The sequence below is a fragment of the Streptomyces sp. NPDC005266 genome (assembly GCF_040607655.1).
Taxonomy (GTDB): Bacteria; Actinomycetota; Actinomycetes; order Streptomycetales; family Streptomycetaceae; genus Streptomyces.
In genome coordinates this window covers 115,581-136,588 of record NZ_JBEXHC010000006.1, presented here as the reverse complement: position 1 = coordinate 136,588, position 21,008 = coordinate 115,581, and the positions used below count along the sequence as shown (strand labels likewise).

General features: G+C 71.2%; 17 protein-coding genes. 10 read left to right on the top strand and 7 right to left on the bottom strand.

The features are described 5' to 3' along the window. From ABZU99_RS14125 to ABZU99_RS14115, 3 genes are all read right to left on the bottom strand, one after another. Window positions 1-958: NADH-quinone oxidoreductase subunit C (locus ABZU99_RS14125; RefSeq protein ID WP_356227831.1), on the bottom strand; the 958-nt coding region annotated here is incomplete at its 3' end. After that, window positions 955-1,602, bottom strand: coding sequence for an NADH-quinone oxidoreductase subunit B family protein (locus ABZU99_RS14120; protein ID WP_355940193.1), 648 nt, complete (start codon window positions 1,600-1,602; stop codon window positions 955-957). The genes ABZU99_RS14120 and ABZU99_RS14125, both read right to left, overlap by 4 nt. Further along, entirely contained in the window at window positions 1,593-2,006 is a 414-nt protein-coding gene (locus tag ABZU99_RS14115) for an NADH-quinone oxidoreductase subunit A (RefSeq protein ID WP_355940190.1), read from the bottom strand. The genes ABZU99_RS14120 and ABZU99_RS14115 overlap by 10 nt, the downstream gene beginning before the upstream one ends. 192 nt (window positions 2,007-2,198) lie before the next feature. On the opposite strand from ABZU99_RS14115, the gene ABZU99_RS14110 reads away from it, so the two are divergent. From ABZU99_RS14110 to ABZU99_RS14085, 6 genes are all read left to right on the top strand, one after another. Then, a complete protein-coding gene (locus ABZU99_RS14110; protein WP_356042960.1) occupies window positions 2,199-3,428 on the top strand; it encodes a sensor domain-containing protein in 1,230 nt (409 codons plus the stop codon). A gap of 161 nt (window positions 3,429-3,589) precedes the next feature. Then, window positions 3,590-4,939, top strand: a complete 1,350-nt coding sequence (locus ABZU99_RS14105; protein ID WP_356042957.1) for a sensor domain-containing protein — start codon at window positions 3,590-3,592, stop codon at window positions 4,937-4,939. A 233-nt stretch (window positions 4,940-5,172) separates the two neighbouring features. After that, window positions 5,173-5,844, top strand: a complete 672-nt coding sequence (locus tag ABZU99_RS14100) for a response regulator transcription factor (protein ID WP_355940182.1) — start codon at window positions 5,173-5,175, stop codon at window positions 5,842-5,844. A gap of 223 nt (window positions 5,845-6,067) precedes the next feature. Then, window positions 6,068-8,020: a 2-oxoacid:acceptor oxidoreductase subunit alpha gene (locus ABZU99_RS14095; protein ID WP_356042954.1), complete on the top strand. Its 1,953-nt coding sequence runs from the start codon at window positions 6,068-6,070 to the stop codon at window positions 8,018-8,020. After that, window positions 8,013-9,092, top strand: coding sequence for a 2-oxoacid:ferredoxin oxidoreductase subunit beta (locus ABZU99_RS14090; RefSeq protein WP_355940176.1), 1,080 nt, complete (start codon window positions 8,013-8,015; stop codon window positions 9,090-9,092). The genes ABZU99_RS14095 and ABZU99_RS14090 overlap by 8 nt, the downstream gene beginning before the upstream one ends. Before the next feature lie 102 nt (window positions 9,093-9,194). After that, window positions 9,195-11,174, top strand: a complete 1,980-nt coding sequence (locus ABZU99_RS14085; protein ID WP_356042951.1) for an APC family permease — start codon at window positions 9,195-9,197, stop codon at window positions 11,172-11,174. Window positions 11,175-11,218: 44 nt separating this feature from the next. Here ABZU99_RS14085 and ABZU99_RS14080 read toward each other — a convergent pair whose 3' ends face one another. The 4 genes from ABZU99_RS14080 to ABZU99_RS14065 all read right to left on the bottom strand — a co-directional run bounded on the left by ABZU99_RS14080 (window position 11,219) and on the right by ABZU99_RS14065 (window position 15,089). Continuing rightward, window positions 11,219-11,566: a hypothetical protein gene (locus ABZU99_RS14080; RefSeq protein ID WP_356042948.1), complete on the bottom strand. Its 348-nt coding sequence runs from the start codon at window positions 11,564-11,566 to the stop codon at window positions 11,219-11,221. A 15-nt stretch (window positions 11,567-11,581) separates the two neighbouring features. Then, window positions 11,582-13,723 (bottom strand): peptidoglycan DD-metalloendopeptidase family protein, encoded by a 2,142-nt coding sequence (locus ABZU99_RS14075; RefSeq protein ID WP_356042945.1) that lies wholly within the window; start codon window positions 13,721-13,723, stop codon window positions 11,582-11,584. A 7-nt stretch (window positions 13,724-13,730) separates the two neighbouring features. Then, window positions 13,731-14,399, bottom strand: a complete 669-nt coding sequence (locus tag ABZU99_RS14070; protein WP_355940165.1) for a hypothetical protein — start codon at window positions 14,397-14,399, stop codon at window positions 13,731-13,733. Between the two features lie 228 nt (window positions 14,400-14,627). Further along, window positions 14,628-15,089 carry a hypothetical protein gene (locus ABZU99_RS14065; protein WP_356042942.1) on the bottom strand — a complete coding sequence of 154 codons (462 nt, stop codon included), beginning with the start codon at window positions 15,087-15,089 and terminating at the stop codon, window positions 14,628-14,630. Between the two features lie 327 nt (window positions 15,090-15,416). Here ABZU99_RS14065 and ABZU99_RS14060 point away from each other — a divergent pair, with 327 nt between their 5' ends. The 4 genes from ABZU99_RS14060 (at window position 15,417) to ABZU99_RS14045 (ending at window position 20,995) form a co-directional block, all read left to right on the top strand. Then, the gene (locus ABZU99_RS14060; protein WP_355940159.1) at window positions 15,417-17,063 is read left to right on the top strand and encodes a conjugal transfer protein; all 1,647 of its coding nucleotides are present in this window, start codon (window positions 15,417-15,419) and stop codon (window positions 17,061-17,063) included. 66 nt (window positions 17,064-17,129) lie between these two features. Beyond that, complete coding sequence (locus ABZU99_RS14055; protein WP_355940156.1) at window positions 17,130-17,408, top strand: hypothetical protein; 279 nt, start codon at window positions 17,130-17,132, stop codon at window positions 17,406-17,408. A gap of 67 nt (window positions 17,409-17,475) precedes the next feature. Then, the gene (locus ABZU99_RS14050) at window positions 17,476-18,003 is read left to right on the top strand and encodes a hypothetical protein (RefSeq protein WP_355940153.1); all 528 of its coding nucleotides are present in this window, start codon (window positions 17,476-17,478) and stop codon (window positions 18,001-18,003) included. 7 nt (window positions 18,004-18,010) lie between these two features. After that, window positions 18,011-20,995, top strand: a complete 2,985-nt coding sequence (locus tag ABZU99_RS14045) for an ATP-binding protein (protein ID WP_356042938.1) — start codon at window positions 18,011-18,013, stop codon at window positions 20,993-20,995. Window positions 20,996-21,008 lie beyond the last annotated feature (13 nt).

Below are 21,008 nucleotides of genomic sequence, written 5' to 3'. Positions count from 1 at the left end.
CCTCGCTCGCGGTACCCGCGCGACCAACCGGGCGCTCGGCCGGGACCTCGCCCGACGCGTCCGGCGTCCTCGTGACCGGCCGCGCCTCGGCGCCGGCGGCCGCCCGCTCGCTCGCGGCCTCCGCCGACGGCTCAGCCGCAGCCGCCTGCCGACTCGCCGGACCCTCGCTCGCGCCGTGCGTACGGCGCGCCGGACGCTCGGCCGGAGCCGCGCCCTCCGCCGTCGGTGCCCCGGCGGCAGCCGACTGGCTGGCCGAGCCCGCCGTCGCCGTGCGGGTACGGCGGGCCGGGCGGTCGGCTGCCGGGCCCGTGCGGGCGGCGCGGGCCGGGCGGGAGGGGGCGGGTGGGAGCTGGCCCTTGAGGGGGCCCCATTCGTTGGGGTCGGGGACGCCCGGCGGCAGCATCTGCCGCCGCTTGGTGCCATGGCCGGTGCCCGACTCCCCCGGTTCCTTCGCGCCCGGCCATGCCTTGGCGACCCGGGCCGCCAGCACGAAGTCCTTGCGCAGCGGATGCCCCTCGAAGCCGTCGGGGAGCAGCAGCGGCGCGAGGTGGGGGTGGTCGGTGAAGCCGATCCCGAACATCTCGTGGGTCTCGCGCTCATGCCAGGCCGCACCGGCGTAGACGCCGGTCGCGGTGGGCAGCGTGGCCGCCTCGTGCGGCACGGTGGTGCGGACCAGCAGACCGCGCACCGCCGGGCCGGACGGGCCGGACGGGCCGGACACGGCAGACGGAGTGCCGAGGGCGACCACGTACGCCGCCACCCGGAAGCCGGTACCGGGTTCGTCGACCGCGCTCAGCCAGTCGAAATAGGTGCAGCCCAGCTCATCGCGGGCCGTCTCCAGGGCCGTGATCCAGGCGTCGGCGGGGACGTCGACCGTCAGCAGGCCGTACGCCTCCTCCGCCGTGGCACCCTCGCCGAACAGCTCGTCGGCGGGGCGCGGCAGCCAGCCGGTGGTCATCGGGTGTCCTCCCCCTTCGGCCCGGTGGCCGGGGGCGGCGTGACGAGCCCGCTGCGCAGCGCGGCCGTGGACGGGCGCCCCGCGGCCGCGCGGCCTGAGGCGGTGGTGGTGCCGTCTGCCGCGTACCGCTCGCTCAGCGACTCGCGCGCGATCTTCTCCTGGAGCTTGAGGATGCCCTGGAGCAGCGCTTCCGGTCGGGGCGGGCAGCCGGGAACGTACACATCGACGGGGATGATCTGGTCGACGCCCTTGGTCACGGAGTACGAGTCCCAGTAGGGGCCGCCGCAGTTCGAGCAGGCCCCGAAGGAGATCACGTACTTCGGCTCCGGCATCTGCTCGTAGAGCCGCTTCACGGCGGGGGCCATCTTGTCCGTGACCGTGCCGGAGACGACCATGAGGTCGGCCTGGCGCGGCCCCGGCGCGAAGGGGATCACGCCGAGCCGGATGAAGTCGTGGCGGGCCATCGAGGCCGCGATGAACTCGATGGCGCAGCAGGCGAGCCCGAAGTTGAACACCCACAGGCTGTAGCGGCGGCCCCAGTTCAGGACCACCTTCATGGGCTCGGGGGCCAGCCGGGCGAGCGGGCCCAGGCGGCGCGGCTCCGGGAGATCCACGGGAGCCGTCGGGGTCGGTGTCACGTCCATTCCAGGACGCCCTTCTTCCATGCGTACAGCAGACCTACGGCGAGAAACCCGAGGAAGATGAACATCTCCACCAGCGTGGCGGCGCCGAAGCCGGGTGCGGCGAAGACCGTCGCCCAGGGGAACAGGAAGATCGAGTCCACCGCGAAAATCACGTACAAGAAAGCGTAGACGTAGTAGCGGACCTGGGTGTGTGCCCAGCCCTCGCCCACGGGGTCCACGCCGCATTCGTAGGTCAGCAGCTTCTCGGGGGTCGGCACCACGGGCCGCAGCAGCCGCCCGGCCCCGAAGGCCACGGCGACGAAGATCACTCCGACCGCCGCGAGCAGACCTACCACGGAGTAACCCTGGAAGTAGTCGGCCGCGAGCTCGACGCTGGCCGTGCGTACGGTCGTCGCCTCCGGCACGTCCGCCCCTCGCTCCCTGATCCTGCCCGCTCGTCGTCGACCTCGTATGTTCGACGATCCGTACGCAGGGAGTCTAGGCCCTGTGGGTGCCGGGCTGACCGGCCCGTCCAGCATGCGGTGGGGGTAGCCCCACCACCGACCGGCGATGTACCCCATGGCGCGGCCGCCCGGGGCCGGGCAGTCTTGGCGGCTATGACCTCCCCTTCCCCCGGCGCGGGCCGCGACGGCGACGGCGCCGAGCGGCTGCCGCGCCCGCCTGCCGTTGCCTTTCCCGCGCAGACCTGGAAGGAGATCGCCCATCTCCTGGCCAATCTGCCGCTCGGCATCATCGGCTTCGTCTACGCCGTGACCTGGCTCTCCGTGGGCGTCGGCATGTCGATCACGGTGGTGGGGCTGCCGCTGCTCGCCCTGGGTCTGCTGGGCAGCCGGCTGTTCGGCCGGTTCGAGCGCGCGCGGGCGAGGGCGCTGCTGTCCGTGCGGATCGAGGAGCCCAGCCCCATGCCGCGCCGGCGGGACGGCGGCTTCTTCGGCTGGCTGTGGACGAGCCTGCGGGACCCGGTCGGCTGGCGCTCCACGCTCTATGCCGGGATCCGGCTGCCCTGGGGCGTCCTCACCTTCACCACCACCCTGACCGGGTTGTTCGTCGGCTGGCCGGTGCTGCCATGGGTCGCCCGTGCCCTGACCAATGTGGACCGGGCGCTGGTGCGCGGGCTGCTGTCCCCCTCCGACGAGCTGGAGCGGCGGATCGCGGAGCTGGAGTCGGACCGGGGCACGGTGGTCGACACCGCCGCCGCCGATCTGCGGCGCATCGAGCGGGATCTGCACGACGGGGCGCAGGCGCGGCTCGTGGCCCTGGCCATGGGGCTGGGGCTGGCGAAGGAGAAGCTGGAGGAGGATCCGGAGGCGGCGGCCAGGATGGTCGACGAGGCGCACGGTGAGGTGAAGCTGGCCCTGCAGGAGCTGCGCGACCTGGCCCGTGGCATCCATCCGGCGATCCTCACCGACCGGGGGCTCGGCCCCGCCCTGTCCGCGGTGGCCGCGCGCTGCACCGTACCGGTCACGGTCTCGGTCGAGCTGGCCGACCGGCCCGCGCCGGCCATCGAGGGCATCGCCTACTTCAGCGTCTCCGAGCTGCTGCAGAACATCAGCAAGCACAGCGGCGCCCGCAGGGCGGAGGTCGAGCTGTGGCGCTCGGAGAGCAGGCTGCTGATCCAGGTGCGGGACGACGGGCGCGGCGGGGCGACCACGGACGGGGGCAGCGGGCTGGCGGGGCTGGCGGAGCGGCTCGGCTCGGTCGACGGGCTGTTCGTGGTGGATTCGCCGTCCGGCGGGCCGACGACCGTGACCGCCGAGCTGCCCTGGCGCGAGCGCACCGGAACGGCGGCGGGCTCGGCGGTGTCCCCGGGCGTGCGCCGGAGGTAGGGCTAGCCCCCCATTGCCGGAGGTAGGGCTAGCCCCCCATTGAAGAGGCCCCCCTGCCCGATGGTCCGGCCGGCCGCGCTCCGGGACGCTGGATCAACGCTGAATGACGGAAACGCCGCGACACCACCCACCCGGTTCTCAGAGAACGGACGGACGAGACGATGGCCACCGCATACGGACCGTACGGGCCGAAGACCGAGCCCCGTGGCCACGTGGTGCCCGCGGCGCTGAGAGCGCCGTTCGAGGCCCGCGTCTGGTGCGAGCTGCTCTATCTGGTGATCAGCCTGCCGATGGCCATCGTCACCTTCACCTGGACGGTCACGATGCTCGCGCTCGGCGCCGGGCTTCTGATCACCTTCCTCGGCATCCCGGTGCTCGGCGTCGCCCTCGCGGGCTGCCGGGCGCTCGGCGCCGTCGAGCGGGCCCGCGCCCGTGCGCTGCTCGGCTCCCCGGTGGCCGAGCCCGAGCCGGTGCTGCGTCCGCAAGGCCGCCGGGAGGGAAGGCACGGCGGCCCGGTCGCCTGGGTGGGCGCGCTGCTCAAGAGCGGCACGTCCTGGCGCCATGTGCTCTACGCGCTGCTCCACCTGCCCTGGGCGATCTTCGGGTTCGTCTTCTCGGTGGTGTTCACCTTCTACGGCTGGGGCCTGGTGACGTATCCGCTGTGGCAGTGGGTCTTCCCCACCTATACCGACCAGCCGGGCCTGCAGCTGTGGGGCGACGGCGACGCGGAGAGCGGCTTCTGGATCGACTCCCCCTTCGAGATCGCCGGGGCCTTCGTCCTGGGCGCGGTGATCGTGCTGCTGACCCCGTGGGTGATGCGGGCGCTGACCACGGTGGACCGGCTGATGGTGGCCTCGCTGCTCGGCCCGTCCCGGCTGGCGACCCGGGTCCGGGAGCTGGAGACGGACCGGGGCACGGTCGTCGACACCGCCGCCGAGGATCTGCGGCGCATCGAGCGGGATCTGCACGACGGGGCGCAGGCACGCCTCGTCTCGCTCGCCATGGACCTGGGTCTGGCGAAGGAGAAGCTGGAGGAGGATCCGGAGGCGGCGGCCAAGATGGTCGACGAGGCGCACGGCGAGGTGAAGCTGGCCCTGCGGGAGCTGCGCGACCTGGCCCGCGGGATTCATCCGGCGATCCTCACCGACCGGGGGCTCGGCCCCGCGCTGTCCGCTCTGGCGGCCCGGTGCACCGTGCCCGTGACGGTCACGGTGGATCTGCCGGAGCGGCCCGCGGCCGCCATCGAGGGCATCGCCTACTTCACCGTCTCCGAGCTGCTGCAGAACATCAGCAAGCACAGCGGCGCCAGATCGGCGGAGGTCGATGTGTGGCGCGCCGCGGACCGGGTGATGCTGCGGATCACGGACGACGGCCGGGGCGGGGCCGGTACCTCCGCCGGATCGGGGCTGGCCGGGCTGGCCGAGCGCGTCGACGCGGTCGACGGCATCCTCGTCGTCCACTCCCCGGCCGGCGGCCCGACCTCGGTGACCGCCGGGCTCCCCTGGCGGTGACCGCCGGGCTCCCCTGGCGGTGACCGCCGGGCTCCCCTGGCGGTGACCGCCGGGCTCCCCTGGCGGTGACGGCGGGCGCCCCGGACGGGACGCCGCCTGCGATCACGGGCGCCCGACGAGACGGGCGCCCCGGACCCCTGCACGCCCCCTGCCCCGCCGGTTATGCGCGACGCGAGCGTCCGAATCCTGGGATGCTGGTCCCGACCAGACCGAGGGAACGGGGGCCGTGCATCGTGGAGGACAGAGTGCGGGTGGTCATCGCCGAGGATTCGGTGCTGCTCCGGGAGGGGCTGACCCGGCTGCTGACCGACCGGGGGCATGACGTCGTCGCGGGCGTCGGGGACGCGGAAGCGCTGATCAAGGCGGTCCAGGAGCTGGCCGACGAGAGCGCGCTGCCGGATGTGGTGGTGGCCGACGTGCGGATGCCTCCGACGCACACCGATGAGGGGGTGCGGGCGGCCGTCCGGCTCCGCCGCGACCATCCGGGGCTGGGGGTGCTGGTCCTGTCGCAGTACGTGGAGGAGCAGTACGCCACGGAGCTGCTGGCCGGATCCAGCCGCGGGGTCGGCTATCTGCTCAAGGACCGGGTGGCCGAGGTGCGCGAGTTCGTGGATGCCGTGGTGCGGGTGGCCCGGGGCGGTACGGCGCTGGACCCGGAGGTCGTCGCCCAGCTGCTGGGCCGCAGCCGTAAGCAGGATGTGCTGGCCGGGCTCACCCCGCGGGAGCGGGAGGTGCTGGGGCTGATGGCCGAGGGCCGGACGAACTCGGCGATCGCCAGGCAGCTGGTGGTGAGCGACGGCGCGGTCGAGAAGCACGTCAGCAACATCTTCCTGAAGCTCGGCCTGTCACCGAGTGACGGAGATCACCGTCGGGTGCTCGCGGTCCTGACCTATCTCAACTCCTGAGCGCGGATCCACAGCGAGGCCAAGGGCTGAACGTAGGATCACCGGAATCGGCGGCACGGAGATAGGGACAAGCCGCGCCAAACCACGACATAAAGGTTTCTTATGGCGACGTCCACCATATGATCCGGCCAAGGAAGGCGGACCTTACCGACGTACGATGGTCATGGGACAACCGGTCGGCACCGACTGTCCAGGAGCGCCGCCTCAAGGGAGGTCCGAAGCAGTGACCAGCCAGGTCAGTAGCCCGGCCGAGCAGGCCGAACCAGCCGATCAGCGGGGCGAGCGGGCGCTCGCCGGGGGACAGCGAACACCGGACGGCGGCAAGGAAGTCCGCCGTCTGGACCGTGTGATCATCCGGTTCGCGGGTGACTCCGGTGACGGTATGCAGCTCACGGGTGACCGATTCACCTCGGAGACGGCGTCGTTCGGCAACGATCTGTCCACCCTGCCGAACTTCCCCGCGGAGATCCGCGCCCCCGCCGGCACGCTGCCGGGGGTGTCGAGTTTTCAGCTGCACTTCGCCGATCACGACATTCTCACCCCCGGTGACGCACCGAACGTGCTGGTGGCGATGAACCCGGCCGCGCTGAAGGCCAATATCGGCGATGTGCCGCGCGGCGCGGAAATCATCGTCAACACCGATGAGTTCACCAAGCGCCCGATGGCCAAGGTCGGCTACGCCCAAAGCCCCCTGGAGGACGGCTCGCTGGAGGGCTACCACGTCCATCCGGTGCCGCTGACGACGCTGACGATCGAGGCGCTGAAGGACTTCGGCCTGTCCCGCAAGGAGGCCGAGCGCAGCAAGAACATGTTCGCGCTCGGGCTGCTGTCGTGGATGTACCACCGCCCGACCGAGAACACCGAGAAGTTCCTGCGGCAGAAGTTCGCCAGGAAGCCGCAGATCGCCGAGGCGAATGTGGCCGCCTTCCGGGCGGGGTGGAACTTCGGTGAGACGACGGAGGACTTCGCCGTCTCCTACGAGGTGGCGCCCGCCGCCACCGCGTTCCCGCCCGGCACCTACCGCAACATCTCCGGCAACCTGGCGCTGTCCTACGGGCTGATCGCCGCGGGGCGCCAGGCGGATCTGCCGCTGTTCCTGGGCTCGTACCCGATCACCCCGGCCTCCGACATCCTCCACGAGCTGTCGCGCCACAAGAACTTCGGTGTGCGGACCTTCCAGGCGGAGGACGAGATCGCCGGTATCGGCGCGGCCCTCGGCGCCGCCTTCGGCGGGGCGCTCGCCGTCACCACGACCTCGGGGCCCGGAGTGGCGTTGAAGTCCGAGACGATCGGGCTCGCGGTGTCGCTGGAGCTGCCGCTGCTGGTCATCGACATTCAGCGCGGCGGTCCCTCCACGGGACTGCCGACCAAGACCGAGCAGGCGGACCTGCTCCAGGCGATGTACGGGCGCAACGGCGAGGCCCCGGTGCCGATCGTGGCCCCGAAGACCCCGGCCGACTGCTTCGACGCCACCCTGGACGCCGCCCGGATCGCGCTGACCTACCGCACCCCGGTCTTCCTGCTCTCCGACGGCTATCTGGCCAACGGCTCGGAGCCGTGGCGAGTGCCGGAGATCGACGATCTGCCCGATCTGCGGGTGCGGTTCGCGACCGGCCCCAACCACACCACCGAGGACGGCACCGAGGTCTTCTGGCCGTACAAGCGCGACCCGGAGACGCTCGCCCGCCCCTGGGCCGTCCCCGGCACCCCGGGCCTGGAGCACCGCATCGGCGGCATCGAGAAGCAGGACGGCACGGGCAACATCTCCTACGACCCGGCCAACCACGACCACATGGTCCGCACGCGCCAGGCGAAGGTGGACGGCATCCAGGTGCCCGACATCGAGGTGGACGACCCGACCGGTGACGCCCGCACGCTGGTGCTGGGCTGGGGGTCGACCTACGGCCCGATCACCGCCGCGGTCCGCCGGGTCCGTACGGCGGGCGACCGTATCGCCCAGGCCCATCTGCGCCATCTCAACCCCTTCCCGGCCAACCTCGGTGAGGTGCTGAAGGGTTACGAGAGGGTGGTGGTGCCGGAGATGAACCTGGGCCAGCTGGCCACCCTCATCCGCGCCCGCTACCTGGTCGACGCCCGCTCCTTCACGCAGGTCCGCGGGCTGCCGTTCAAGGCCGAGCAGCTCGCCACGGCCCTTAAGGAGGTCATCGATGACTGAGACCCTCACGGGCGGCGCACCGGGGTTCGACGCGCTCTCCCTGGTCCCCAAGGCCGACGCCAAGCAGTCCATGAAGGACTTCAAGTCCGATCAGGAAGTGCGCTGGTGCCCCGGGTGCGGTGACTACGCCATCCTCGCCGCCGTCCAGGGCTTCATGCCCGAACTGGGCCTGGCGAAGGAGAACATCGTCTTCGTCTCCGGCATCGGCTGCTCCTCCCGCTTCCCGTACTACATGAACACCTACGGGATGCACTCCATCCACGGCCGTGCCCCGGCCATCGCCACCGGGCTCGCCGCCTCCCGCCGGGATCTGTCGGTCTGGGTCGTCACGGGTGACGGCGACGCGCTGTCGATCGGCGGCAATCACCTCATCCACGCCCTGCGCCGTAACGTCAATCTGAAGATCCTGCTGTTCAACAACCGGATCTACGGCCTGACCAAGGGGCAGTACAGCCCGACCTCCGAGGTCGGCAAGATCACCAAGTCCACCCCGATGGGCTCGCTCGACGCGCCCTTCAACCCGCTGTCGCTGGCCATCGGCGCCGAGGCGGGCTTCGTCGCCCGCACGGTGGACTCCGACCGCAAGCACCTCACCGAGGTGCTGCGGCAGGCCGCGGCCCACCCGGGCACCGCGCTGGTGGAGATCTACCAGAACTGCAACATCTTCAACGACGGCGCCTTCGAAGCCCTCAAGGACAAGGACCGGGCCCAGGAGGCCGTGATCCGGCTGGAGCACGGCAAGCCCATCCGCTTCGGCGCCGACCTCGGCAAGGGCGTCGTGCGCGACACGGCCACCGGCGACCTGGAGGTGGTCACGGTCACCGCGGACAACGAGCACCGGATCCTGGTTCACGACGCCCACGCCGCCTCCCCCACCACGGCCTTCGCGCTGACCCGGCTCGCCGACGCCGACACCCTCCACCACACCCCGATCGGCGTGCTGCGCGATGTCACCCGCCCCGTCTACGACGACCAGATGTCCGAGCAACTCGACGCCGCCGTGGAGTTGAAGGGCAAGGGCGATCTCGGCGCGCTGCTCGCCGGGAACGACACCTGGACGGTCGTCGGCTGAGCCACCCCCGGTCACCGGGCGCGTTCGTACGTACGGGCGCAGGCGGGTGCCCGGCCGGAGCGTCTGAAGGCGCCCCGGCCAGGCACCCGCTCTCATATGCCCATGGCCGACACCGCCGCACCGCTCCAGCCGCCCGACCGCCCCGTCTACCGTCTCAAGCGGATGCTGCTCGGCCCACCGCTCGTCACCGAGCGGATCGGACGCGAGAAGCTGCGCAATCCGGCCGCCCTCGGGGTGCTCGCCTCCGACTGCCTCTCGTCCACGGCGTACGGCAGCGAGGAGATACTGCGCGTCCTGGTGCCGGTCATCGGTGTCGCGGCGTTCACCCTCATCCTGCCGGTGACCGGGGCGATCCTGCTGGTGCTGGCGCTGGTCACGCTCTGCTACAGCGATGTGGTGACGATCTACACCCGCGCGGGCGGCTCCTATGTCGTCGCACGCGAGAACTTCGGCCCGGACATCGCCCAGATCGCCTCCGTCGCACTGCTGGTCGACTACATCGTCACCGTCGCCGTCCAGGTCTCGGCCGGCACCAACGCGATCATCTCGTTCGCCCATCTCATCGGTGGCGGATGGACCGCGATCGACCGTCTCCAACTGCCGCTGAGCGCCGCCGTGATCCTGCTCCTCGCCTACGGCAATCTGCGCGGGGTGCGCGAGGCCGGGCGGGTCTTCGCGGTGCCCGCCTACCTGTTCATCGTCGCCGTCGGGCTGATGCTGGTGGTCGGGGTGGTCCGCGGGCTCACCGGACGGCTGCCGCACGCCGATGTGCACGCCGCGGGCGCGGTGGACCTCGGCACGCCGGGCAGCGGCTTGCTCTACGGCGCCTCGCTCTTCATCGTGCTGCGGTCGTTCGCCAACGGCGGCTCCTCGCTGACCGGTCTGGAGGCGATCTCCAACAGCGTCTCCGTCTTCCGCGAGCCCCAGGGCCTCAACGCCCGCCGCACGCTGATCACCATGAGCTGCGTCCTGGGCATCCTGGTGCTCGGGGTATCCGCCCTCGCCCACTTCACCCACGCCATCCCCTACCGGGACGGCACCCCGACCGTGATCGCGCAGGAGGCCCATCTGGTCTTCGGCGGCGGCGTACCGGGCGCGCTGGGGCTGGCGTTCGTCCAGCTGGCGACCGCGCTCATCCTCTACACCGGCGCCAACACCCCCTTCACCGGCTTCCCCTTCCTGGCCAGCTTCGTCGCCGAGGACCGCTTTCTGCCCCGACAGCTGACCCGGCGCGGCCACCGGCTCGCCTTCTCCAACGGGATCGTCGCGCTGGCCGTCGTCGCGCTCGCCCTCCTCCTGGTCACCGACGCCAATGTGGACCGGCTGGTCGCGCTGTACGCGATCGGCGTGTTCACCGCCTTCACCATGGCCGGAGCCGGGCTGACCGCCTACCATCTGCGCCGGCGCGAACCGCGCCGCGCCTGGAAGATCGCCGTCAACCTCGCCACCGCGACCGTCTCCGCCGCCGTCGTACTGATCTTTGCCGTCACGAAGTTCACCGAGGGCGCCTGGCTGGTCGTGGTGGTCTTCCCGCTCGGGGTCTGGGCGCTGATCCGGATCAACCGCGAGTACCGCGCGGAGACCGCCGCCCTGGAGGCGGTCCCGCGCCCCGGCGACGACCTGCCGCGCTGGCGGCGCCATATCGTCTACGTCCTGGCGGACAGCATCGACCTCGCGACGGTCAAGGCGCTGCGGTACGCGCATGAGCTGCGCCCCGACGAGGTCCGCGCCGTGCACATCATGGTCGACGAGAGTCATGCCCGCCGGCTGATGGCCCGCTGGGAGGCGACCCGCGGGGTGAGCGTGGCGCTGGAGGTCGTGGAGTGCCCCGACCGGCGGCTGCGCCACACGGTGATGGAGCTGGCGGCCCGTACCACCGAGGACGGCCAGACCGCCCTGACCCTGCTGGTGCCCCGCCGCACCTACGCCTCACCACTGGGCAAGCTGCTGCACCGGGGGACGGCCGAGTCGCTGGCCAAGGCGCTGGAGCAGCTGCCGGGCGTGGCGGTGACGATCCTGCCGTACGCCGTGGCGCGGGGGTTGCGGATCATGGAGGCCGAACCGGGGCCGGAGGGGGACTGAGTCCGGTCCGGCCCCGCACGTCCGCCATGGGTTGCGTCCTGGTGTCACACGGCGGTGGACGGGAAGACGAAGAGGCCGTCCTTGGTGCCGAACCAGCCGTAGCCGGTCGGCTCGTTGAAGGCCGGGAAGAGGTCGCCCAGCTTCCTGCTGAGCACCTTCTTGGTGCGGGCATCGACGGCGAGGCCGGACGGGCTCCCGTCGGCCGTTCCGTACAGGACCCCGTGCGGGGAGATGCTCCGGGTGTTCAGGGCGTTCTCGTCCTCGCCCTGGGTCCACAGCTCCTTGCCCTCGGCCGGCTGCCAGACCAGGGCGCCGGTCCCGGTCGTGGCGGCGGCCAGGTCATGAGCTGGTGAGACCGCCTCCATCCCGACCTGGCCCTTGAGCTTCCCCATGTTCTCCGTATTCCGTCAGTCGGTGGAATCGCTGCTCTTGCCGTCGCCTTCGACGGGGTTGGTTCCCTTCGGGATCGGCACCCGGTACACGCCGGTGACCTTGTCCTGGACGTCCCAGGTGGAGAACCGGACGGTCGTGCCGGGCCGCGGGGCGTGAATGATCTTGTGTCCCTTGGGGTCCCAGACCAGCCCGACATGCTCGGAGCCGCGGGAGCTGGGGTTGAAGAAGATCACGTCACCGGGCTGGGCCTGCGACAGGGAGACCTCGTGCGCCTTCAGATGCGGCTCCTGGTCGAAGGTGGTCGACCCGATGTTGATCTTCCCGTTGCTCGCCATGTAGTACGCCCACTGCGTGAAGCTGGAGCAGTCGAAGCTGGTCGGGTTCTGGCCCTGGAGGCGCGGCGCGCCCAGGACGTACGGAGTGCCGATGCCGCGCTGCGCCCAGCCCAGCACCGCCCGGATCACCGGGTCGTCGGCGTCCGGCATGACGCCCGTGGCGCCCACACCGTCCGGGGCGATGGCCGGGCCCTTGTGCTCGTTCGCACAGCCCTTGAAGTCGTCGTCCTTGCTCGTCTGCTTGCCGTCGCCGCCGGGGATGGTGCCGTAGTCGGGCTTGGCGGTCACCTTGCCCTTCATCCAGTCCTCGGGGTCCACCATGCCGGGGCCCTGGTCCTGGCCCGCCACGAACGGGTTGTCCACGCCCGGCAGCCGCACCTCCCAGTGCAGATGGGGACCGGTCACATTGCCCGTGGCGCCGACCGTGCCGATCTGGTCGCCGCGCTTCACGCTCTGCCCGGCGCTCACCATGATCTTGGTCTGGTGGGCGTACAGCGTCACCGTGCCGCCCTTGTGCCGGATCTCGGTCTCATTGCCGTACGAACCGCCGGGGCCCGCCTTGGTCACGGTGCCGTCGGCCGGGGCGTAGATCGGGGTCCCCGCCGGGGCCACGAGGTCGAGCCCGGTGTGGTACCCGAGGCTCCACATGTTGCCCCGCTCCTTGTAGCGGGTGCCGATCTGGTACGTCCCCTTCTTCAGCGGCATCTGCCAGTCCTTGCCGCCCGTCTGCCCCGAGGGGTCGGGGGCGGGCTTGGCGAGAGGACGGCTGAAGGCGGCCGGGGCGATGGCCGGGCCCGCCGCGTCTGTACCCGTCCCCGTGCCGGTACCGTCCGCCGGGATGTGGAAGGCGGCCTGCTCGGTGTCGGGGGTACCGCCGTCGAGCGGCGGGGTGGACCAGGACTTGGCCGGGGTGGCGGAGATGGACAGCGCGTTGGTGGGCTGGGCGTTGTTGTTGACCGGCTCGGGGATGTCGGACTGCTTGCCGAGCGTGGGGAAGCCGGGGTTCTTGTCGATGGTCTTCTTCAGATGCGCGTACCAGCGCTTGATCAGGTCCTTGTCGCCGGTGAGGACACCCCGGTAGCGGGCCGCCTGGGTGAGCACGACCCGCATGTAGATGGTGTTGGACGTGGTCGAGCCGGAGTAGACGCGCAGGGCCTCGGCCGGGTTGGTCTCGGCGTGCTCGGCGTGCAGATAGTTGGCCGTGCCGTACGCCGCGTCGTCGATGTTGTAGAGGTCCTTCTGCCCGTCGTCGTTGCCGTCGGCGCCGTAGTCGTGCCACGCGGGCTTGCCGAACTGCAGAATGCCCGCGTAGCCGAGGCTGTTGTGGCCGCCCGGGGCGGCCGACGGGTCCTGGCCGAATTTGGTCTCCTGATACATCTGACCGGCGATCAGGGTCCAGTCCAGGCCCTTGTAGTGGGCGGCGGCGCGCATTGACGCGAGGATCATCTTCGGCGGTATCTCGTTACGCGCCGTCTCGCTCGGCATGTACATCTTGCCCGCCGGCATGATCGGGTTGGTCGCCGCCGCGTCGCCCGAGTTGCCGGAGTCGGCGGTGTCGTCGTAGTCGCTGCAGGCCGCCCCCGCCGCGCCACCGCCCATCCCCCCGATGAACGACGCCATGAGGATCATGACGAGGAAGAAGACCAGCATCCCGAGCGTCATGCATCCGCCGCCCCCGACGAGGAACTTCAGCGGGCCGCCGCCCTTCTTCTTGCCACCCCCGCCGTCACCCTGACCGCCCGCCAGCTGGGCTGCCGCCTTCGCGGCCTTCGCGGTTTTGGACGCTGCCTTCGCGGCCGCCAGAACGGCCGGTGCCACCATCCGCGCCTCACTCCCCCGTCGTGTCGGAGGCGCCCGCGTTGCCGAGGCCGAACAGGCTGAAACCGGAAACCCGCCACTGCCCGCCGACCTTCTTGGCACTGACCAGCCAGGAGTTGGACTCGGCGGACTTGGACCCGCCCTCGGTGCGGGTGGTCGTCAGCTTCACGACGCTGGAGATCGTCTGACCGCTGCCCCGCGTCACATCGTCGGAGATCAGCGCGTCGCGCTCGACCGTGGCCCGCCCCTTCGACGAGCACTTGGCCGCCTTGCAGGCGGCCCACTCCTTGCCGCTGGGCAGGGCCGTCTCCTGCTTCATGGTCATGTCGCCGGTGGTCAGCTCCAGCAGCGGGGGCGCCCAGGAGCCGGCCGTGCTGGTGTGGTCGTAGGTGGCGGTACCCGCCAGGTACGCCACCATCACCTTGTGGGCGTCGGCGACCTCGGAGAGCGGAATGATGGGCCCCACTCCCGCCTCCTGGCCTCCGTCCGCACCGCCGGCGCCGGAACCTCCGTCGGCGTCCTGCGCGGAACCGGTGGCCGACGTGCCGGAGCCGTCCGTCCCCGACCCCTCGTCGTCCCCGCTGAACATGGTGAAGACGACCAGCACAGCGATCAGCAGCGCCCCCAGCACCCCCAGGGCGAGCAGCGCCGTCCGCTTGTGCTCCGGATCCGGCTCCATGGCCCCGGGCCTCCCTGTGTTGTGTGCCGGTCGGGCTGTCGTGGTCGGGTGACCGGGCCACGGTAGGCACTGGCTGTAGCAGCACGGCGGCCGCTTTCCTCATCCGGGGCGCCGAGGGACCGAGCGACTCCCGCGCGAGGAAATCGGCTTTCCCGCCGGGTCACTCGGCCGGGGTCCACTCGAAGGCCACCCCATGGTGGAGAGCCGGGCACCGGCCTCCGGGCGCGGTCAGGCCAGGAAGATGCCGACGACGAGAAGGGCCACCACCACGGCGCCCATCACCAGCCGGGCCGTGGGGTCCTCCCGCTCCCACAGATCGTGGACGACGGCCCATCCCGTCAGGCGCGCGGCGGGGCTCTTGCTCAGCCGCGCCGGCGCGGCATGGTTCTCCTCGGCCTCGGCCTGCGGCTGCTCCGGGGCGTCTTCCTGCCGCGTGCCGGTGACCGGCAGCCCCTGCTGCTCCTCGGCCACGCGCACCAGCGCCTCCAGGAGTTCGGGCATGGTGTGCGGGGTGAGGGGATAGGCGACGGTGCCCTGCGCGGATCGCACGCAGAGCCTGGCCTGCCAGGGGTTGCCGGGCTCGTAGCCGTCCACCCAGGCATGCTCCGCGGGCAGCGGCTGCTGCGGCACCGCGGCCGGGTTCCAGACGCGCGGGTCGGTCGGCTGCGGACGGGCGGGCTGGTCGCTCAACTCAGATCCTTCGGGGCGGCGGCGGGGCGGGGGCGGGTCATGGTGACGGGCACGGGGCCGCGCGCATTGTCGCCGGGGGCTGTGTCAGCGGCGGGCGATCCCCTTCCGTCTTTCCCCGCAACCATTCCCCACACTTTCCTCGCGCTTTCCTCATCGCTTTCCCCGGCGTGAATCCCGGCCCTTCCTCCCCCTGTCCGGCGAGGAAATTCAGTGCTGTGGTGCGACAACTCTTTGTCAGACTGCCCGAACAGCTGGCTGAATCCCAGCACCCGCCGTCGGACATGCCGAGGCGGTCGGCGACCGAAAGACGCTGGAGACACCGAGTCGATGACGGACCACAACAGCCCTGCTGGCGCGGTCGGCGGAGGCGAGCCCGAGGGACGCCCCGCATCCTTCGGTCATCCCTCCGATCCCTACGCGGCCAACGCGCCCGCACAGCAGCAGGCGTACCCGCAGCAGTCCTCGGCGTATCAGCAAGCCCAGCAGCAACAGCCTCAGCAACAGTCCCTGTCCCCCGACGCGGCGCGCGCCCAGGTGGCCGCCGCGTGGGTCCGCCGCGCGCCGCAGGCCGCCGTACCGCCGAGCCAGGCCGCCGTTCCCCCGCTGCCGCCGCGCGACGCCCGGACCCCGGGGGACGCGAAGCGCGCGAAGAGGGAGCTCCGTGAGCGCGCGCGGGCCGAGCGCAAGGCCGCGTACGAGGCCAAGAAGGCCGCCCGCGAGGAGCGCAAGGGACGAGGCAAGGGCGGCAGTGCCACCACCGCACAGCCGACGGCCACAGCGGCAGCGGCTCCGGCCCCGACGGCTGCGGCCCCGACGGCTCCGTCGACGGGGCAGGCGACCGGCAAGGGCCGCGACGGTTCCTTCGACGTACCCAAGCCGGGCGGCCGAATCCCCGGCGGGCGCCGTACCCATGTCGCCCTGCGAGCGACGCTGCTGGCCACCACCTGCCTCTTCGCCCTGGGCTCCTGCGGGGTGATGGGCCTGGTCATCGGCAAGTCGAACACCCCACAGACGGCGGCTCTGTCCGCCAAGGACGCCGACCGCTACCGGCTGACGGACTTCCCCACCCAGGCTGCGGCCACCTTCGCCGAGCACTACGCCCTCCAGTGCCTGACCTACTCCCCGCAGACCGCCGAGAAGCGCCGCAAGGCGCTGGCGGGCTTCGCGTCCTCAGGGGTCGACGGCGAGTGCGGCTGGAGCGGCCAGGGCACCCAGCGCGCCGTCAGCGCCACCTGGGACGGCACCGTCGAGAAGCTTCCGGAGTACGGCGACCACGGACGCTATCTGGGTATCCAGGTCCGCCTGGACACGGGCCGGGTCACCACCTTGAGCGTCCCGGTGTACGTGAAGGACCTCACCGACGGCGAGGGGCTGCGCATCGCCGGGGACGTGGGCGAGATGCCCATGCCCTCGCGTGGCTCCGTACCCGAGATCGACCAGGGCGACGACGCGATCGACGACGCGCTGTCCTCGCAGCTCCAGAAGAAGGTGCTGCCCGGCTACTTCGAGGCCTGGGGCGCCTCGGACGCCACCGCGATGACGCGCTTCCTCACCCCCGACGCGACCGGGCCGGCCACGGCGGGGCTGGCGGGCCGTCTCACGGATCCGAAGGTCGGCGAGGTGGACGCGCTGCTCCCGAAGGGCGTGGACAGCTCCGACTCGTACCACTACAAGACGGACCAGCAGGTACAGGTCCGGGTGCGGGTCGAGTGGACCGGCGCGCACGGCGAGACCGTCAAGCGCGCGTACCGGATGACCGTGGTCAACACCGAACAGGGCTGGTTCGTCCAGAACATCCACGGCGGCGTCCTCGACCCCGACGGCGGCCGCGCCGACAACGGCCAGGTCCAGACGCCGGAAGACACGGGGGACGACGCGACGGACCCGTCCGGCGGCACCCCGTCGCCGGACCCCACCGCGGCTCAGTCCGGCAAGCGATCCGGAGCCGCCACGGGCAAGCACCGCACGCCCTGACCCGATCCGCCCACACCGTGTGCCCGGCACCGGGCACACGCCACCTCTCCCGAAAGGAACCACATCATGGAGTTCGCAGCCACCACGATGGCAGCCACCACGATGAAAGACATGTTCGGCAGCATCGAGAGCATCCTGCGCTCCGCGGGCACGATGGTCGCCGTCATCGCCCTGCTGATCCTCGGTATCCGGATGCTGATGTCGATGAAGAAGGGCGACGGCATGCGCGAGGCCTTCCAGGGCTTCGGCGTCATCGCACTGGCCGCGCTGATCATCGGCGGCGCCAGCGGCCTCGCCTCCGTGCTGATAGGGCTGGGCGGCCAGATCGGCAGCGGCAAGCAGTAATGCGACGGCCGGCAGACCCGCCGTCTGCCGCCTTCGACCGCCATGACCTGTGCGAGGGGAGCGGCTGATGGCGAATGGACCATCCGAGCCCATGGTCGCCTACGACCACACCGACCTGCTCAACCGCCCGAAGCGGATCTGGAACTGGGGGAACATCCCGCTTCCCGGCCTGCTGCTGCCCGCGCTGGGCGCGGCGTTCGTCTTCGGCCTGCTCTGGCTGATCGTGCTGCTGTCGCTCTCGGCCGTGCTCCCCTTCCTCGGGATGTCGGTGTGGACGTCGGTCCTCTACTTCGGGCCGCCCTTCGCGATCTACTTCGTCTGGGGGCGGCCGCTGCCCTCGGCGCTCACGCTGAGCCAGCAGCTGGTCGTCTGGGTGGACTACTGGCTGCAGCCCAAGCGGCTGCAGGGGCTCTCCGCCGACCGGGAACCGGAGAAGCTGCACTGGCAGGTCATCCTCTGGCAGCCGGGTTCCTCCTCATGGCACGCGCGCTACGGCGCGGCGCGCCGGACCGCCGCCGAACGCGGCACCCCCTTCTCCGCAGCAGCCGTCTGCCCCACACCGGGCGACGGCCTGTCCGACACCACCGCGGGATGACTCCTCCATGTTCTTGCTGATCCTTCTGGGCGGCGCACTCGCCTTCTTCGTGGTAGCCGCGATCATGGCCGCCACTTCCAAGGGGAAGGGCCAGGGTCGGGGGCAGTCCGCGCGCCCGTCGTCCGGGGGCGGCGGCCGGGAAGCCAAGGCCCCTCATGAGGCGCTGCGGCTGCCCTACCGCTACGCCGACGACACGATCTTCGTCCACGGCGACTCCGTGTGGACCGGTCTGGTGCTGCCGACCGCCATCGACGAATACCTCAACGCCGCCGAGCTGCAGGCGATGGCGGAGGCGCCGGCCCGCGGTCTGCTCAACCTCGCCCGCGGCGACCGCAACGTCGAGTGTCACTACCGCAAGGTCTACCAGCCGATCACCGCGCTGAACTGGGCCGAGGATCTCAACGCGGTGGCCTGGGACCCGACCGAGAACTACAAGGCGTACAACCTGCGCAAGGCCGAATACCAGGAGCGCATCGGCGCGATGCGCGAGCGCAACATCCTGCTGGTCAAGCTCGGCTCGCTCAAGCGCGGCGGCAACGGTGTGCTGCCCGCGGAGGCCGAACCGCACGAGGACCCCGGGCTGCTGCGTGGTGCCATCGGCATCGCCGACCAGGCCACGGCCGCCGCCACCGGCGTCACCGAGGAGTATCTGTCGCCGGCGGTGCTCGCCGAGTGGACCCAGGTCGCCTCCGAGGTGCACGAGAGCCTGGAGGGGCTGAAGGGCACCTCGCTCACCCGCGAGGAGCTGGTCTGGCTCATCCGCAAGCCGCTGCACGGCGATCTGCCGGTGCCGCCGGAGCCGGTGCTCGGCAGCCGCTCCTGGGGTCCGGACCAGTTCGACCTGGTCGTCGACTTCTCCGGGGAGAACCGCAAGACACATATCGTGCTGCACCAGTACGACGAGGAGACCGGCGAGCAGCAGACCAGCTACACCACGACGCTGGTCGCCGCCAACTGGCCCGCGGAGACCCGTTTCCGGCAGAGCACGGCCTGGGCCCGCTACGCCGCCCAGCACGTCGAGTTCCCGGTCGAGATCGACATGCGGTTCACCCTGATCCCGCATCTGAAGTTCAAGGACCGGGCCAACAAGATCAGCGGCAACCTCGTCGACGAGATGAACGACATGGTCAATTCCGGCCGCCAGCCGGACTCCAAGCTCTCCAGCCAGGTGGCCCGCGCCCAGAGCCTGTGCGAGGACATCGACGAGCACAAGATGCCGGGTCTGGAGGCGCAGATCCGCTTCACCATCTCCGCGCCCGACGTCAAGGAGCTGGAGCGGCGCCGGCGGGTCCTGGAGATGCAGTTCAAGCAGGACCTGAAGGTGACGCTGCTGCGCCCGACCCGCCAGCAGTGGCGGCTGCTCCAGTCCCAGCTGCCCGGCGACGCGCCGAGCCTGCCCATCGCCCCGTATCTGCGGCTGCAGGAGGTCGAGCAGCTGGGCGCCGGACTGCCCACCGCGGGCACCGAGCTGGGCGACAACCCCGAGCACCGCTCCGGCAAGCGGCTCGGCTGGGTCGGCAACCTGGTCGGCTGGGCCGGGAAGATGCCGGTGCACTACTCGCTGCACGTCGGCCCGGCCCGTAACGACGGCGGCGGGCTGGCCATCGTCGGCGCGTCCGGTGGTGGCAAGTCCTCGCTGGCTCTGCAGAAGTTCTACGAGGAGTCGGAGTCGGGCGTCCGCTGCCTGGTCATCGACCCGAAGACCGACTTCGCCCAGTTGTGCTACTACCTGGCCTTCGGATCCCAGGTCAACGACCCGGCGTTCAGCGCGGACGCCGACGCGGGCCTCCTCGGCACCCCGCAGAGCCGGTTCCAGCCCGTCAACCCGGAGTTCTGGGCCGAGACCGAGGTCGTCGACCTGCTCAAGGGGCAGGCCGGGGTGCTCGACCCGTGGGTGATCGCCCGCGATGTCGCCTCCGGCCGCCTCCTCGCCGAGAGCATGCTGCGCGGATTCCTCGGCGACGAGGACTACCAGCGGGTCCGGCTCCCGGTCATCGAGGCCATGGCCACCGTCGTCGGCTGGTACAACTCCGCCGTCCGGCAGGCCGTCGAGCGGGGCCTGAGCGCACGCGACGCCGAACTCCAGGTGCCGCGGCCCACGCTGTGGCAGGTCGTGGACGAGGTCGTGAACGCCTATGAGCAGGCCGTCGCCAGCGGCGAGCGCGAGGCCGTGAAGGACCTCAAGCTCGCGCAGATGCTCCTCACCGAGCTGCGCACCCTCCCCTACGCCCGGCTCGCGTTCGCCGAGCGCCCGCAACCGCTGTCCAGCATGCGCAAGCGCCGTACGGTCATCACCCTTCGCGGCTTCCAGTCCCCCTCCGCCTCCGACCCGCGCAACTGGAACCCCGCGGAACGGCTGGCGGCCACCGCGCTCATGGCCGTCGTGGAGCTCGGCAGCCAGATGCTGGACGTCGGGTACGAGAAGAACCCCGTCACCGGCGAGGTCGGGCTGCGCCCCAAGGCGCTCTTCGTCGACGAGGCGTACGTCGTCACCGCGACCGAGGCCGGCCGCGATCTGATGCGCCGGGCGCTCAAGCAGGGCCGCTCCTATCTCGCGGTCACCGTGCTGATCACCCAGCAGGCCATCGACCTGGTGCAGATCGAGGACTCCGAGGCGCGCAGCGGCGGCGCCAACCAGATCCACACGGTCTTCGCCTTCAAGCAGAAGTCCGCCCAGGAGGCGTCCCTGGTCGCCCCGCTGCTCGGCCGGCCCGAGGACGACCCGAAGGTGCTGAGCGCCCTCCAGGAGCTGCGCACCGGTGTCTGCCTGCAGCGCGACGCGGACAAGCGGGTCGGCACGGTCGCGGTCGACCTGGTCTTCAAGGAGATCCTCGCCGCCACGGACACCAACGGCACCACCCGCCCGGCCCGCCAGGGCGTCGACGCGCCCCCGAGCGTCTGGAACTGGACGTACCTCCAGGAGGCCGCGGACGACGCGGCGTCCGCCACCAGTGCGTCGTCGGCAGCGGCGCAACTCACCACGAAACACTGAGGAAGGCGAAGAA

What these genes read in the sequence shown, in the direction of transcription:
- ABZU99_RS14080 (WP_356042948.1), bottom strand. Translation starts at nt 11,566, where the DNA reads ATGGGGAAGCTCAAGGGCCAGGTCGGGATGGAGGCGGTCTCACCAGCT.
- ABZU99_RS14045 (WP_356042938.1), top strand. Translation starts at nt 18,011, where the DNA reads ATGTTCTTGCTGATCCTTCTGGGCGGCGCACTCGCCTTCTTCGTGGTA.
- ABZU99_RS14050 (WP_355940153.1), top strand. Translation starts at nt 17,476, where the DNA reads ATGGCGAATGGACCATCCGAGCCCATGGTCGCCTACGACCACACCGAC.
- ABZU99_RS14090 (WP_355940176.1), top strand. Translation starts at nt 8,013, where the DNA reads ATGACTGAGACCCTCACGGGCGGCGCACCGGGGTTCGACGCGCTCTCC.
- ABZU99_RS14085 (WP_356042951.1), top strand. Translation starts at nt 9,195, where the DNA reads ATGGCCGACACCGCCGCACCGCTCCAGCCGCCCGACCGCCCCGTCTAC.
- ABZU99_RS14055 (WP_355940156.1), top strand. Translation starts at nt 17,130, where the DNA reads ATGGAGTTCGCAGCCACCACGATGGCAGCCACCACGATGAAAGACATG.
- ABZU99_RS14110 (WP_356042960.1), top strand. Translation starts at nt 2,199, where the DNA reads ATGACCTCCCCTTCCCCCGGCGCGGGCCGCGACGGCGACGGCGCCGAG.
- ABZU99_RS14120 (WP_355940193.1), bottom strand. Translation starts at nt 1,602, where the DNA reads ATGGACGTGACACCGACCCCGACGGCTCCCGTGGATCTCCCGGAGCCG.
- ABZU99_RS14070 (WP_355940165.1), bottom strand. Translation starts at nt 14,399, where the DNA reads ATGGAGCCGGATCCGGAGCACAAGCGGACGGCGCTGCTCGCCCTGGGG.
- ABZU99_RS14105 (WP_356042957.1), top strand. Translation starts at nt 3,590, where the DNA reads ATGGCCACCGCATACGGACCGTACGGGCCGAAGACCGAGCCCCGTGGC.
- ABZU99_RS14060 (WP_355940159.1), top strand. Translation starts at nt 15,417, where the DNA reads ATGACGGACCACAACAGCCCTGCTGGCGCGGTCGGCGGAGGCGAGCCC.
- ABZU99_RS14075 (WP_356042945.1), bottom strand. Translation starts at nt 13,723, where the DNA reads ATGGTGGCACCGGCCGTTCTGGCGGCCGCGAAGGCAGCGTCCAAAACC.